Here is a 13905-nt window from a genome sequence, read left to right as displayed (position 1 = left end):
GAAGGACGTTGATGGATTGCGTCAGTCCCATGGTCTGCCTCCTCCGTTAACCCTTAAAGCCTATGTCACAAATATGTCGCCCGAAAGCGATTTCCATACTGCACCGCAGCGGGCTGTGCGAGATTCGCTAATGTTTTGTCGTTAGCCGTTGATTCTAAACGTCAAAATAATTGTGTATTTCTTTACGAATGCTAACGCCAGATTAACGCCATGGCGTGGCTCAGGTCTTTGCTGCCGACGGTCTGCTGCGCGAAAAAAGCCGTCCGTCGAGGATAACAAGGCCGAGCCCGATCAGCAGCATGCCGGCCACCTGGGTGGCGCCGAGCCGCTCTCCCAGGAAGACGAATCCTAACAGGATAGCGCTCGGTGGAACCAGCAAGGTGACCAACGACGTGTTGGTGGCGCCGGCAAGCGTCATGATGCGGAAATAGAGAATGTAGGCGAAGGCGGTCGACAGAAGGGCCAGGGCGACAATGGCAGCAATCGTCTGCATCGGCGGCATGGCGAGCGTCCAGGGTTGATCGACCAGCAGCGAAACCGGCAGCATGATGAGCGACGAGCCGGTCAGCTGGCCTGCGGCGGTCACCGGCGCGGGGATGCCCTTGAAGCGCTTGGAATAGACGCCGGCAAGGCCATAGGACATGGCGGCGACGATGGGCAACAGCAGCGCCCAGAGCGGCGCACCTGCGGCATCCAGCGCTCCCGGCCCCACCAGCACGACGGTGCCTATCAGCCCGACGAAGCAGCCGATGATTTTCGCCCGACCGGGCTTCTCGTCCTGCGTCGCGTAATGGGCGACGATGACCGTCCAGATCGGCGTCGTGGCGTTCAGCACCGAGGCAAGGCCGGCGCCAATCTCGGTCTCGCCGAGAAAGATCATGGCGTGGGGGATGGCGTTGTTGATCAGCCCGAGCAGCAAGAATTGCCGCCAGTGGCTGCGCAGCAGGCCGTAGATACCGTATCGGCCACCGATATAGAGATGCAGCGCCGCGGCGGCCAAAATCAGCCGCAGGAAGACCAGCGTGAACGGCGGTACATCGTGCACAGCGATACGCGCAAAGAAGAAAGACCCGCCCCAGATCAGGCTGAGGAGCACAAGCAGCCCCCAGGTCAGCGCATTCATGCGATTGTCAGCTTCCATCCCGGCTCCTCCAGTCCAAAGCAACACAATCGCAGCTCCCGCCACCGCATCCACCCGATTCCCGCTTGCCGTGCAAGGGGTGTTGGTTTGGGGGCGTGGGTGGTGGTGAAGGGGGGCGGTGAGGAGATCCTAAACAATCCCCCGCTTTATTGGGAAACTCAGGATTGTCGTGAGCTTGCACTGAGCTCCCGCCTTACGAGCTCGTCACACAGATTGGATACGGCGACGGCGTCTGAGGTGTCGACGATGGTGATGTCATGGCTGCGAGCGGCGAGGTGCATTTCCGAATTGTCGCGCAAGGATCGGTCTATGAATTTGTCGATGATGCTGCGTCCAGCTTGATCGCGCTGGGCATATTCGGCCTCGGATCGCATTCTTTCCCTAAGGAGGTCGTTGTCAGCATACAGGAAAACAGGAGATATTTCGTTAGAGACAAGCGGAGCTATAAACTCGGGGCGAAGTGCAGAGCCTTCGATTATAAAAGGTGTTCTGGCATGGACCCTGGCGTCAATCTGCTGCCGTATTGCCGGCCAGATGTTTTCGTGATGAACCCTTAGAAACCAATAGATGGTCTCATCGGAAAGCCGTGAATAATATTCAGCGACAGGCGGCCGTACCTCCGGCCAAGGGCGCCCGGGATGACGGGCGAGGCTATCCGTTGAAATCATGTCACATCCAAGCTGGCGGGCAAGGCGTGTCGCCAATGTCGTCTTGCCTACGTTGGAACTGCCGGAAATCAAAATGCCCATGCGTTCCTGTTTCGACAGTTGGAAAATTCCAGTGAAGCCGCGAGCTTTGTGCCTGATCTTTTCGATGCCGTGAAGTCGCCGGTCTTGGATGAAGTCTGCCTACCAACCCTCTGACGTCTCCAAGGCGAAGGCTGCTGAAACTTGATGTGTAGGTACTCGCGCATTGATGCCGACAGTCATTCCAAGGGCGACCTTCAGAGCCGCCCCCGTATTCCTCGGCAGTCTCCGTCCTCAGAGCGCGTTCAGCAGCGCTTCCGTGGCCCAGCCGTCGGCGGGGAGGCCGAGGCGGAACTGTTCTTTCTGGATGGCAATGCGGGTGCCGGAGCCGAGGATACCGTCGATCTCGCCGACGTCGTAGCCGTGCGCCTTAAGCTTGGTCTGGAGCGCACGCATGTCGGTGTCGCTCAGGCCCTTCTCGGGCGTGCCCTTGTTATAGGTCGGAGCGCCTGCGAAGCGGGTTGCGAGATAGGCGGCCGACGTCGTGTAGATGAACGACTGGTTCCATGCGAGGTAGACGTTGAAATTGGGGTAGGTGAGGAAGGCCGGGCCGAAGCGGCCCTGCGGCAGGATCAGCGCAGAGACCAGATTGCCGAAGGAGGTGTTGCCGTCGCGTGGCTTGACACCGAGGGCGAACCAGTCGGCGGCGGTCATGGTGCCACCGATGCCTGATTTTTCATATGGAAGCGTCGCCGGAAGCGTCACCTCCTGGAGCCAGGGCTGGCCGCGCTGGAAGCCCAGCGACTGCAGGAAGTTGGCAGTCGTCAGGATGACGTCCGGGGCGCTCTCGCGCAATTTTACCAGGCCGTCGCCATCGCCGTCCTCGCCATAAGCGATGATGGTCTTTGGCAGCAGCTGCGTCTGGCCGATCTCGCCAGCCCAGGCGCCCTGGGTCGTTGCAGGTTCGACATCGTTGCGCTGGACGAGTTCACTGAGCGCGATCAGCTGTTCGCGGAAGCGGTCCGGGCGGCGGCAGTCATGGGCGAGCGTGACGAGAGCGTTGCGGGTGTTGAAATCGCCCTGCACGGCACCGAAGTCGGTTTCCATGGCCCAGAAGGCGGTGATGACGCCGGCCGGCACGCCATGTTCCTTCTCGGCGCGCGCGAAGACGTCGGCGTACTGCGCCATCTTCTTGCGGCCGATATCGAGGCGCGCCTGGCTGACGGTGCGCTGCGAGAATTCGAGGAAGGTCTGCTTGAAGACGCCCTGGGCGCGGTCGCGGGCGAGGACCTTGGGGTCGATCTGGGCGCCGGCGACCGTCTTTTCGGCGGCTTCCGGGGTTACGCCTGCATTGATCGCATCGGCCTTGACGCCTTCGAGAAATGTGGAGAGGTCACCGCCGCAGGCGGCTGCCGGTGTCGGGTTCTGCGGGGCCGGGGCGCTCGTCTGGGCCGCGGCAGCACCTGCCATTGTTGATGCGAAGATCATCGCGAGTGCAGTGCGTCGAGCGTTGAAGCGGTCCATGGGCGGTCCTCGTTGCTTACGGATGAGGTCGCTTTCCCAGAACATGAGCTTCGATGCAAGAAGGAAATGGCGCTGGCTTCAAGAATTCTTGAGCTTCGTGACCGCCTCGACCCAGTTCCGCCAGTTCTTTTCGTTGCCGGCAAAGACGTTGATGTCCGTCGGCCCCTTGATGCCCGGGATGACGCCGGTCGAGGTATATTGCCAGAAGGCCCAGCGGCGATCGGCATAGGTGACGCCGGGATGCTTGGCGACCGAGCGGACCCAGAAGTGGTAGTCCTTGAAGTAGCCGACGAGGTTGTCGCGGTGAAAATCGACGGACGTGTAGATGATCGGCCGCATGTGATAATAGGCCTCGAGGCGGTCCATGAAGCGCTGCAGTTGCGCCCGTACGGTAACCGCATCGGGGCGCAGGCGGCAGGTTTTGGATTCCGCGTTCCATTCAACATCGAGCACCGGCGGCAGCACCATGGCCGATTTCGGCACGTTGCGGATAAACCAGTCGGCCTGCTCGTCGGCGGAAGAGCAGAAATAGTAGAAATGGTACGGCGCGCTCGGGATGCCGGCAGCGCGGGCCTCGCTCGAATATTCCTGGAACTTGGTGTCGACGATATCCTTGCCTTCGGTCGCCTTGATGAAGGCGAAGGCTACGCCGGACGACTTGACCGTCCGCCAGTCGATGTCGCCCTGCCATTTGGAAATATCGATGCCGTGGATGGGGTGCAGTTGCGGATGGTCGGCGCCGAAATCCTGCGGCTTGGTATCGCGGAAGCGGGATTTCGGTATCGACTTCGTCTCCATGAAGTCATAGCTCGAATTGCAGCCGCTCAGCAGCAGGACCAACGGCAGTAAACATAACAAAAGCCGGCGCATGGGCGTCCCGTATCCAGGTGAGGTGTTATTCTGCCCAAGTTCAAGTTTTCGGCCGACGAATCGCAGCCGTGGCGGAAAAGGCACTGAAGCCGTTTTCATCATATCAACGTAAAAAATGCGTTATCTTCAAGCTAATTATGCGCGCGCCGTCACAATAACTGCCCGTATCGCATAGCCGCGGCCGATATCTTCAACCGAAAGCCTGGCGCCCAGCCTGTTGCAGCGCTCTTCGAGCACGGCCTGAAGGTCTGCGCGGGGTGTCACATGGAAGCTTCGCAGCCACGACTGCAACCCCTTGCGGAACCAGCCGGGCAGGCGCTGCTGCTGGCCGAAGTCGACGATATGCAGCTCACCACCGGGCTTCAGGGCATCGATTGCGGCGTCGATCGCGGCTTTCCAGTCGGGGATCATCGACAGCGCGTAGGAGATCATGATCCGGTCGAAACCCTCGGTGCCGAAATCCTGTGCCTTGAAGCTGGTCGCATCGGCAACCTTGAAATCCGGCATCGGCGATATCCCGCGAAAGCTCGCCCGGGCCGATATCAGCATCTCCTGCGAGATATCGAGGCCGAAGAGCCGGGCGGACGGGAAACGGCGGTGGGCGTAGAGCAGGTTGCGGCCGGTGCCGCAGCCGACTTCCAGCAGCGAGCCGCCGAAGGGCATGTTGAGGTGGTTGATCGTGCGGTCGCGGCCGAACAGGTAGTATTTGCGCGTCAGGTCGTAGATGTGCCGCTGGTAGCGGTACATGCCGTCCATCAGGCCGGCATGGCCGCCGACTTCAGGCTCCGGGCCGGCCTCGACGCGGCTCATGGCTTTTTACCGTAGATGTGGAAGCCGCCATAGATGGCCGAGCGGTCTCGAGCGTTGAGGGCGTGCGAGCGCTCCTCGACATATTCCCACTGGTCGCGGATGGCGGGCGACAGGCGACCCTCGATGATGCTTTTCTCGGCGGCCGTGCGGAAAATGACCCGGGCGCCCGGTGCCGCTGTGCGGCTGATCTCGGCCCAGAGCTCGTTGAGCTGGGCATCGTTCATCCAGTCCTGCGCGTCGAGAAGCACATAGCGATCCATCGACGCTGCCTGCTTGGTGGCGAGCAACTCGGTGAAGTTCAGATGATGGACGGTGACGCGCTCTGCATTGGCCCGGATCGCTGCAAAGTGTTCCGGTCTGAGGTAGGTCGGCAGGGGCCCCTTGTCGGCTTCGGGATAGCGACGGGCGAAGGCCTGCCAGGCGAAATAGTTTTCGCTCATCGGGAAATGGCAGATGAGCTTTTCCAGCCGGTACTTCAGGACCGCAGCGATGGAGCCGTCGCCGGCAAGGCTTGCCAGTTCGTCGTATTGCTGCGGGGGAATACCGAGGCCGAACAGTGAGCTCTTGCGACCAAGCAGCCAGCGCACCATGCGCCGCTCGAAGACCGGCGAGATCTCGGTATCGAAGAACTGGCGCTGCTCCTGCAGGGTGCGGGCTTCCGTAAGCTTTGCAAACTTGACGCCGTGCAGGCGGCCGAGCAGATGGGCGGCGCCGATAAAGCGGCCAAGCAGGCCGGTGCGGTAGATGTTGCGGTTGAACACCGTGACGCGGCGACGGCCGAGCATGTCGCGGCCGTTCCAGTAGGCGCCGGTCGCCTCATCGAGGCCGGGGGCGATGAAGCGATCGAATGCCTGGCTGTTGACGCCGACATCCGGCGTGCCGAAGAAGCGGACGACATCGCCGTGGCCGGGCAGCAGCCGGAAGGCGGCGAGCTTCAGCCTGTTCAGCGCGATATGGTGCGGATTGAGATCGACGACGTCGATGGAGGCCGGGTTCTGCGAGAGGTAGGCGAGCATGTTGCAGCCGCCGGAGCCGATTGTGACGATGCGGTGGTGTGGACGGAGTTCCATTGCTTCCATGTCGACATCCGGGTCTTCCCAGATCTGCGGATAGACGAGGCCGGAAAACAGAAGGCCGAACAGGCGCTCGGAAAAGCCGGCCTTTGACAGCGCCTTGTGCTGGAGGAGCGCGTCCTTGATCTTCCTGTTCTTCGGGAAGCTGCTGTCCGAAGCGAATTCCGTCATGATTCGTCACCCCGTTGCGGTTCGGCGCATGTAACGCGGCAGTGCTACAGCCGCGTGACAGGCCGGCGCGGCAGGGCAGCGGCCAGCATGGCCCTCTCGGTCTATTGATAGGTCACCTCTTGATCGCTGCCGACTTTGCTGCTTGTTTCGTCGTCAAACTGGCGGAGACATGAGATGCGTTTGAGAGCGAAGATCGGGCTGCGATTGGCGGGGTTCGTGATGGCGGGCGTGGCGGGTGCCGCCGCCTGGCTCGCCATCGCACCCCCCGATCTGCTGAGGGTTGCCGATGGCTATGCCGCCAAGATAGTCTGTTCCGGCGTCTTCATTTCGGGCCGGGATCCCCAGGTTATTCTCTCCGAAGATGTGCAGGCGCCCGGCAATCCGGCGCTGAGGCTCGTTCGCCTCTCCATTTCCCGTGACGAGGGCGTCGTCTCTGCCCGGATGCTCGGCCTGTTCGCTCCCAATTTAGCCGTCTATCGCGGGCCGCTCGGTTGCGCCAGCGTGCCCGACGGGGACATGAAGATGGCCGCACATTTGTCGATGCCTCGCGTTCCGGTCGTGACGGGACGGGATGCCGACTGGCCGGATGGCGATAACGCAGCCGGCGAACCCAATGCCGCTATTGCGGATGTGATCAAGGATCCTGCCGTTGGCGGGCCCGGGATGCGGGCGATCGTGGTCATCAAGGATGGCAGGCTGGTAGCCGAAAGCTATGGCAAAGGCTTCGATGCCGGCATGCCGCTGCTCGGCTGGTCGATGACCAAGACTGTCAATTCAGCGATTATCGGGCGCCTCATGCAGGCGCGGCGGATGTCCTTCGATGATGCCGACCTGCTTCCGGAATGGCACGGCGACGGTCGATCGAAGATCACGGTGGCAAACCTCCTGGCGATGGAAAGCGGCCTTGCCTTCAACGAATCCTATGGCTCGGTCACAGATGTGACGCGGATGCTCTTCCTGGAGCCGGACATGGCGGCGATGGCTGCAAGTGCGCCGCAGGTCTCTCCTCCAAAGCAGGAATTTCATTATTCCACGGGGACAGCGGTGCTGCTGTCGCGGATCTGGATGAACAGGTTCGACAATCAGCACGCGGCCCGGGACTACCCCCACGATGCCCTGTTTGCCCCGCTCGGCATGTCGAGCGCCGTGCTGGAGGCCGACGAGCACGGCACCCTTGTCGGCGGATCCTATCTCTACGCGACGGCCAGGGACTGGGCGCGGTTTGGGCAATTCCTGCTTCAGGATGGCGTCTGGCACGGGCAGCGGTTGCTACCGGAGGGCTTCGTGGGCGCGATGCGGACGCCGACGAAAGCATCCAACGGAATATTCACCCAAGGCCAGGCGTGGTTGTCAGCCCCGGGCGGTGGAAGCCGGCATTTCGGATTGCCGCTGGATACGTTCTGGCTGGTTGGTCATGACGGGCAGAGCGTTGCGATCGTGCCGTCGGCCAATATCGTTGTCGTTCGCCTCGGACTTACTCCGGACGAATTGAACTATCGGCCTCAGATTCTTGTGCAAAAGATCGTCGATGCGCTCAAAATTGTAAAAACCTGACGGGAACCTCAGTAGTTTCCGTTGGCGACGTTGGTCATGCCCTTGTTCTTGGCATCGTAGTAATAGCCACGCGCGTAAAGGGCGACTGCGGTGTCGAGCTTGTTGTCGGCCACCATCCATGCACCGCGCAGATACTTTGCGGCATACTTGATGTTGGTCTCGGCATCGAAAAGGCCGGAGGCTGGGCCGTCGTAGCCCATGGATTTTGCCGTGTTGTACTTGATTTGCATCAGGCCGAAATAGCCGCGATTGTTGAAAGCCTTTGGATCATAGCGGCTTTCTCGGTGCACGACGCGGTGGATTAGTGCTGCCGGCACCTGATAGAGTTTCGCATATTTCTCGATCAGCGTGGTGATGTGGCCCTTTTCCTCGGAGGACACATTGTCATCGCTTCTCTCTTCCAGAACGGCAGGTACGATGCTCGGGCCTGTCGTGTCGAAGTTGAAGTCGTAATGAAGACGGTTGTCCGCGTAGCTGAGGTTTGCAGCCTGAGAGGGGGCGGCATAGGCAACCTGCGTCGCGGTGAAGGGGCTGGCTTCGCCCGGGCGTGGTGTCGGCACGACTGCCTGGATCGCTACCATTTCCGGCGTCATCGGGATAGCGTTGCCGCTTTCAACCAGCGCCGAGCTCAAGGCCGGGGTCTGCGTGAGATCCCCGGGGCGGGAAGGATTGGGTGTGGGAATGGCAACCACTGACGGGATTAGCATATCGTCTGAAGAGGCATAGGCGGCGGACGCCGAGGTATTTGCCGCAGGAGCGCCGGTGACCGAAGCAATGGCGACCTGCGCCTCGCTGCCCTTGCCGGATTTTCCAGCAGGTTGCCCCATGCGGTCCTGCATATTCGAGGCCTGGTCGGCCGGCAGGCGTGGGCCTATCGCCGCAGCTGTCTCGGTCCCTGGCAGGCGGCCGGATTTCGAAAGGGTCGCTGTCGCCTGTGGCTGGGCCTGCGACACAATCGCCGTCGTGGAACCGGGCGTTGCTGTTGTGGAAACTTGTGCCGTCGATGTCGGGTGGGGGACGTTTGTCGTCGTATGAGAGAGATCTGCCTGGGATGTCTGCTGCTGGGTGGCACAACCGGCGAGGCCACCGCAAAGGATTGCCGAGACGGCGACGCTGCGCTTCAGGCTCGTAAATCCGCTGGCTATCATGCTGTCTCTTTCGAAAATTGCGTTCCACCTGCGATGCAATTCGGTCACAGGGGAATTAAATTATGAACGCCAATTAACCTATTCGTGACAGCCCCGCAAGGTGGGACGGCGACTAAGCCGCCATTCGCCGGTATCCGGCCGTGACGGCGCCGGCCGCAATCAGCAACGTTCCCCCTGTCCTGTTGACCGCGCGCTGCACGCTGGCCTTGCGGATGTAGCCGCGCGCAACGTCGGCCAGCAGGCCATAGAGAAACGCATTGAGGGCTGCGAGGACGAGGAAAGTTGCTTCCAGGATAAGGGTTTGCGGCAAGAACGGCTTGCCGAGGTCGAGGAACTGCGGAACGAAGGCAATAAAGAAGATGATACTTTTAGGATTGAGTGCCGTTACAACATAGGCGTGCAGGAAAATCTTGGACGATCTTTCCTCGGGAAGGTTATCGTTGTCGCCCATCGGGCCGGTCACGACAGGGGCGCGCCAGAGCTTGATGCCGAGAAACATCAGGTAGCCTGCGCCGATCAGTTTGAGCACCGTGAACAGGCCTGCCGAAGTTGCCAGCAGGGCACCGAGGCCGGCAAGCGAGGCGGTCATCGCGGTGAAGTCGCCGAGCGTCACCCCGGCAACGGTTGCGACCGTCGTGCGCCGGCCGTGGCCAAGCGCATACGATATCACCAACAGGATCGTCGGGCCGGGGATAGCCAGCATGACGGCAGAAGCGGCGGCGAAGGCAAGCCAGGTTTCAACGGACATCGAATCATCCTCATCCCATCCGCCACCAGCGAAGACACCGTCTTCACGCTTCGTCAATCATCCTTCGCGGTATTGCTGGCCAATGTGGTCCATCACTTCGCCGAACCACTTTGCCGACATGTCGAACTTCTTGCCGCCCTTGATGCGCGGGAACTCGATTGTACGCAGCTTTCCGCCCTGGCCTTCGTCATGGCCGGTGACGCCGGAGACCTTGTTGAGGGCGCTTTCGACTGCGAGGTCGACCATGCCCTGGATCAGCCTGAGATCGTCGATATTGGCCGGCGCCGAGCGGGCGAAATAGCCGGATTTCTGGACCATGGACCGATCGGCATCGAGCAGGGCTGCAAACTGCTTCTGGAACCAGTTGCCGACATTGATGCTGTCGAGCTTCACGTGGCCGAAGGCATCGCGCTTGATGTTTTCGCCGGCAGCTTCGCGCTCGGCGATGATGGCATCGACACAGGCACCTTCGGAGACGAAGAGCGTCACATGGCCGTTCTTGTCCATCATCTCTTTCAGCCTGGCGGCCTCGGAATGGATGTCGAAAGCCATCTCCGGCAGGTAGAGACCGTCGATACTCTTCATCGCGGCGTTGGTCATCATGCCATCGACATATTCGTTGGCGCTGGTCTTCTGGATGTAGGCGCGCGCCGTTGCTGCCGTCAGCCAGCCGCAGCTGCGGCCCATGACCTCATGGATGACCAGCGAGCGCGGTGCCGCCGTTTGCTCGTTGCTGACATTATCGAAGAAGTGGGCGCCGACTTCGGCTGCCGTCCAGGCGCCAAGCGACTGCCGGATCGGCACGACGTCGTTATCGACCGTCTTCGGCAGTCCGACGACGGTGAGGTTGTAGCCGTTGGCGCCGAGGTAGGCAGCGAGATCGGCTGCCGTCGTGTTTGTATCGTCTCCGCCGATGGTGTGGAGGATGGTGACGCCGTCGGATGCCAGCCGTTCTGCAGCGACACGCAACGGGTTCTCGCCTTCCTTCACCATCCCACGCTTGACGAGGTCGGCGGCGTTGGTGAGCTTGACGCGGCTGTTGCCAATCGGCGATCCGCCATAGCGATGCAGCAGGTGCGCCTTTTCACGCATGGCGGGGGTGATTTCGATTCGGTCGGCCGTCAGGACACCTTGGTAGCCGGAGCGATAGGCAATCAACTCGATGTCGGGCGCGATGTCCGTGTAGCGCTCTATCAGCCCGCCAACAGCGGACGACAAGCAGGGCGCGAGCCCTCCGGCGGTGAGCATTGCGACTTTCTGTCTGGCCATGGTTGCCTCCTTGCAAGGTCAGTGCATCAACTCGGTGTTGCCTGATGGATGCGACAGGTGGGGAGGGCTGTAAAGTAAAGAATTTACGAATGGCGTGCTTTGCGGCCGAGCCAGACGACGAAGGCGACCAGCATCGCGAAGCCCACGGTCTCCAGCCCGACATGCTCGCCAAGGAGGAGGGCGGAAATGCCGAGCGTGAAGAAGGTCTGCATCAGCTGGACCTGGGCCACGCGGCCGATGCCGCCGATCGCAAGCCCCGCATTCCAGAAGAGAAAGCCGGCAAACATCGACATCAACCCGAGATAGGCAAAGGCGCCCCACGCTGTCACCGTTGGCGCGTGAAAACCGTTCGAGGCTGTCATGGCGGTACCGATGAGCGAGATCGGCAGGGTCACGACCAGCGCCCAGCAGATTGCCTCCCAGCCCGACAGGCTGCGCGAAAGCCTGCCGAGCAGGACATAGCCGAGCGCCACGATGACCGCGGCGGCAAACAGCCAGAGGTCGCCGGGCTGCATCTGGAAACCGTTTTGCGTCACCGAGAAGCTGACGACCAGGGTGGCGCCGATGACGCCGCAGATCCAGAACAGGATCCCGGGTCGCTCGCCGTCGATGATGGCGGCAAAGATCGCCGTCAACAGCGGCAGCAGGCCGAGGACGACGGCGCCGTGGCTTGCCGGGATGGTCTGCATGGCGATTGACGAAAAACCGGGAAAGGCGAAGACAACGCAGAGGCCGGCAGCGAACAACTGACCGAAGTGACCGCGCGGCAGCGGTCGGCGCAGGACGAGCAGCGTCACGATGGCGGCAGCGGAGGCGACCAGCGCGCGGCCGAAGGTAATGAAGGCCGGGGAGAAACCTTCCAGTGCAATATGGGTGAAAGGCAGCGTTGCACTGAAAATGAGGACGCCGATCAGCCCGAGGGCGAGGCCAAGAAGCTGCGGTCGGTCTGCAAAGGGCATGGTGGCTCCGGGATAAGGGTGACGCCAGCGCTTACAGGCCGGAGCGCCCCTGTCCAATTCATTTGACTTATGCGGGCAACATCGAAACCGATGGGAGCGGCATTTATGGTTAGATCATTACCTATTCGTGAAAGGTGTTTTCAACGCTGCGGCCAATGGTCAGCTTGCATTCGCCACCATTCTTTGATCAACGTGTTGCTCATTCTTTGGAGTAATCGGGATCGTCATGTCTATCTGGGAAAAGCTGCTGAATGCCGTCGGCACCGCGGGGAATGCCCTGTCAGGCGTGGTCGAAGCCATCCGGACGTTGTTCGAAGGCGATCCCGAAACCCGCCGCAAGGTGGCGTTCTCGGTCGCGATCATCGCGCTTTCTGCCAAGATGGCGAAGGCAGACGGTGTCGTCACCGAGAATGAAGTCAATGCCTTCCGCGAGATTTTTGAGTTTCCGGATGACCAGGCGAAGAATGTCGCGCGCCTCTACAATCTGGCGCGCCAGGACGTTGCCGGCTACGAGGCCTATGCCGAACGGCTGGCAACGCTGTGCGTCACTTGCAGCGAAAACTGCCCCGTGCTCGAGGACGTGCTGGACGGCCTGTTCCACATTGCCAAGGCCGACGGATTGATCCACGAGAAGGAAATCTCGTTCCTCGCCCACATCGCCGAGATCTTCCAGATGGACGAAGAACGCTTCGAGCAGATCATGGCGCGGCATGTCTCCGGTAACGGGCGCGATCCCTACAAGGTTCTGGGCGTCAAGCCTTCCGACGATTTCCCGACCATCCGCAAGCGCTACCACGGCCTGGTTTACGAACACCATCCCGACCGCCTCGTATCGCGTGGCGTGCCCGAGGAGTTCCACGTCATCGCCAACGAGCGGATGGCGGCACTGAACGCTGCCTACGAGGAAATCGAGAAGGAACGCCGCGCCGCATGACATCGTTTGCGGCTGACTACAGCGGTGCCCTGGTGCAACCGTCTCCGAACCACGGCGAGCGGGCAGGTGGGCGCAAGCCGGATATGATCCTGTTGCACTATACCGGCATGGGCACGGCCGATGGCGCCCTCGACTGGCTCTGTCGGACGGAAAGCCAGGTCTCCAGCCACTATTTCATCCATGAAGACGGCCGGGTGCTGCAACTCGTGCCCGAAGCGCGTCGTGCCTGGCATGCGGGCAAGGGTGTCTGGCGCAAGGAAAACGATATCAACTCGCTCTCCATCGGCATCGAGATCGCCAATGCAGGCCACCCGGGCGGCTTGCCACAATTCCCCGATGCGCAGATCGATGCGGTCATTGAATTGTGTCGCGATTGCGGCGAGCGCTGGTCCATAGCGCCGGAAAGGGTGCTCGGTCACTCCGATATAGCACCCATTCGCAAGGTCGATCCCGGCGAGCGCTTTCCGTGGGCAAGGCTGCATGCCGCAGGGGTCGGTCACTGGGTGGAGCCATCGCCGATATCCGGGGGGCGCTTTTTCCAGATGGGCGACAGCGGGCAGCCGGTCGAGGCGCTGCAGTCGATGCTGTCACTCTATGGTTACGGCACGGAAATCAATGGCGATTTTTCCGCAGCCATGGCCGGCGATGTCGAGGCTTTCCAGCGGCATTTCCGCCAGGAACGGGTCGACGGGATCGCCGATTTCTCGACCATCGATACGCTGCATCGCCTGCTGCGGGCGTTGCCGCACTTCGCCTGAAGATTGCACCTGTCCAATTGTCTTTTGAATGCCTGCTTACGGCTTCCGGCATCGCAAAAGGCTGCAGATCCGGACGCTGCCACAGCATTTCCCTATTATCTGCGCATTGCGATGGTCTAACGGCGCCGATGAACAGCGGCGCTGAACCGTTCACTTATCCGGAACAGCAGCCGTAGACGACAACGTGGATTTTTGCGGGAACTGGCCATCGAGATGGCTATCCCGACGGCAGGGCAGCGCCATGCGCCGCTGCCGCGATC

General features: G+C 61.2%; 13 protein-coding genes. 3 read left to right on the top strand and 10 right to left on the bottom strand.

The annotated features are described in order from the left end of the window. Positions 1-220: 220 nt before the first annotated feature. The 6 genes from EQW76_RS04415 to EQW76_RS04390 form a co-directional block, all read right to left on the bottom strand. Positions 221-1141: a DMT family transporter gene (locus EQW76_RS04415; RefSeq protein ID WP_142823217.1), complete on the bottom strand. Its 921-nt coding sequence runs from the start codon at positions 1139-1141 to the stop codon at positions 221-223. Positions 1142-1299: 158 nt separating this feature from the next. Then, on the bottom strand, positions 1300-1890 hold the full coding sequence (locus EQW76_RS04410; RefSeq protein WP_142823216.1) for an AAA family ATPase: 591 nt from the start codon (positions 1888-1890) through the stop codon (positions 1300-1302). A 231-nt stretch (positions 1891-2121) separates the two neighbouring features. Continuing rightward, a complete protein-coding gene (locus tag EQW76_RS04405; protein ID WP_142823215.1) occupies positions 2122-3351 on the bottom strand; it encodes a lytic murein transglycosylase in 1230 nt (409 codons plus the stop codon). Between the two features lie 78 nt (positions 3352-3429). Then, entirely contained in the window at positions 3430-4221 is a 792-nt protein-coding gene (locus EQW76_RS04400; RefSeq protein ID WP_142823214.1) for a GH25 family lysozyme, read from the bottom strand. A gap of 135 nt (positions 4222-4356) precedes the next feature. Next, positions 4357-5031: a class I SAM-dependent methyltransferase gene (locus EQW76_RS04395; RefSeq protein ID WP_142823213.1), complete on the bottom strand. Its 675-nt coding sequence runs from the start codon at positions 5029-5031 to the stop codon at positions 4357-4359. Further along, complete coding sequence (locus tag EQW76_RS04390) at positions 5028-6275, bottom strand: DUF3419 family protein (RefSeq protein ID WP_142823212.1); 1248 nt, start codon at positions 6273-6275, stop codon at positions 5028-5030. The genes EQW76_RS04395 and EQW76_RS04390 overlap by 4 nt, the downstream gene beginning before the upstream one ends. Before the next feature lie 219 nt (positions 6276-6494). On the opposite strand from EQW76_RS04390, the gene EQW76_RS04385 reads away from it, so the two are divergent. Further along, complete coding sequence (locus tag EQW76_RS04385; RefSeq protein ID WP_224127802.1) at positions 6495-7829, top strand: serine hydrolase; 1335 nt, start codon at positions 6495-6497, stop codon at positions 7827-7829. 8 nt (positions 7830-7837) lie between these two features. On the opposite strand, the gene EQW76_RS04380 is transcribed toward EQW76_RS04385, so the two are convergent. From EQW76_RS04380 to EQW76_RS04365, 4 genes are all read right to left on the bottom strand, one after another. Then, positions 7838-8977, bottom strand: a complete 1140-nt coding sequence (locus tag EQW76_RS04380; protein WP_142823210.1) for a lytic transglycosylase domain-containing protein — start codon at positions 8975-8977, stop codon at positions 7838-7840. Positions 8978-9089: 112 nt separating this feature from the next. After that, positions 9090-9725, bottom strand: coding sequence for a LysE family translocator (locus EQW76_RS04375; RefSeq protein ID WP_142823209.1), 636 nt, complete (start codon positions 9723-9725; stop codon positions 9090-9092). A 57-nt stretch (positions 9726-9782) separates the two neighbouring features. After that, positions 9783-10994, bottom strand: coding sequence for a pyrophosphate--fructose-6-phosphate 1-phosphotransferase (locus EQW76_RS04370; RefSeq protein ID WP_142823208.1), 1212 nt, complete (start codon positions 10992-10994; stop codon positions 9783-9785). A gap of 83 nt (positions 10995-11077) precedes the next feature. Next, positions 11078-11953 carry a DMT family transporter gene (locus EQW76_RS04365; protein WP_142823207.1) on the bottom strand — a complete coding sequence of 292 codons (876 nt, stop codon included), beginning with the start codon at positions 11951-11953 and terminating at the stop codon, positions 11078-11080. A gap of 226 nt (positions 11954-12179) precedes the next feature. Here EQW76_RS04365 and EQW76_RS04360 point away from each other — a divergent pair, with 226 nt between their 5' ends. Further along, positions 12180-12887, top strand: coding sequence for a DnaJ family molecular chaperone (locus EQW76_RS04360; RefSeq protein ID WP_142823206.1), 708 nt, complete (start codon positions 12180-12182; stop codon positions 12885-12887). Then, entirely contained in the window at positions 12884-13645 is a 762-nt protein-coding gene (locus EQW76_RS04355) for an N-acetylmuramoyl-L-alanine amidase (RefSeq protein ID WP_142823205.1), read from the top strand. Before EQW76_RS04360 ends, EQW76_RS04355 begins: the two co-directional genes overlap by 4 nt. The last annotated feature ends 260 nt before the right edge of the window (positions 13646-13905 follow it).

It is taken from the genome of Rhizobium sp. rho-13.1 (assembly GCF_007000305.1).
In the GTDB taxonomy this organism is placed as follows: Bacteria; Pseudomonadota; Alphaproteobacteria; order Rhizobiales; family Rhizobiaceae; genus Rhizobium; species Rhizobium rhododendri.
This window is presented reverse-complemented; position numbering and strand designations above follow the sequence as displayed.

Bases quoted from the DNA above. Each gene is read 5' to 3' on its own strand.
- EQW76_RS04380 (WP_142823210.1), bottom strand. From the start codon at position 8,977: ATGATAGCCAGCGGATTTACGAGCCTGAAGCGCAGCGTCGCCGTCTCG.
- EQW76_RS04385 (WP_224127802.1), top strand. From the start codon at position 6,495: ATGGCGGGCGTGGCGGGTGCCGCCGCCTGGCTCGCCATCGCACCCCCC.
- EQW76_RS04410 (WP_142823216.1), bottom strand. From the start codon at position 1,890: ATGGGCATTTTGATTTCCGGCAGTTCCAACGTAGGCAAGACGACATTG.
- EQW76_RS04390 (WP_142823212.1), bottom strand. From the start codon at position 6,275: ATGACGGAATTCGCTTCGGACAGCAGCTTCCCGAAGAACAGGAAGATC.
- EQW76_RS04355 (WP_142823205.1), top strand. From the start codon at position 12,884: ATGACATCGTTTGCGGCTGACTACAGCGGTGCCCTGGTGCAACCGTCT.
- EQW76_RS04360 (WP_142823206.1), top strand. From the start codon at position 12,180: ATGTCTATCTGGGAAAAGCTGCTGAATGCCGTCGGCACCGCGGGGAAT.
- EQW76_RS04375 (WP_142823209.1), bottom strand. From the start codon at position 9,725: ATGTCCGTTGAAACCTGGCTTGCCTTCGCCGCCGCTTCTGCCGTCATG.
- EQW76_RS04400 (WP_142823214.1), bottom strand. From the start codon at position 4,221: ATGCGCCGGCTTTTGTTATGTTTACTGCCGTTGGTCCTGCTGCTGAGC.
- EQW76_RS04415 (WP_142823217.1), bottom strand. From the start codon at position 1,141: ATGGAAGCTGACAATCGCATGAATGCGCTGACCTGGGGGCTGCTTGTG.
- EQW76_RS04405 (WP_142823215.1), bottom strand. From the start codon at position 3,351: ATGGACCGCTTCAACGCTCGACGCACTGCACTCGCGATGATCTTCGCA.
- EQW76_RS04365 (WP_142823207.1), bottom strand. From the start codon at position 11,953: ATGCCCTTTGCAGACCGACCGCAGCTTCTTGGCCTCGCCCTCGGGCTG.
- EQW76_RS04370 (WP_142823208.1), bottom strand. From the start codon at position 10,994: ATGGCCAGACAGAAAGTCGCAATGCTCACCGCCGGAGGGCTCGCGCCC.
- EQW76_RS04395 (WP_142823213.1), bottom strand. From the start codon at position 5,031: ATGAGCCGCGTCGAGGCCGGCCCGGAGCCTGAAGTCGGCGGCCATGCC.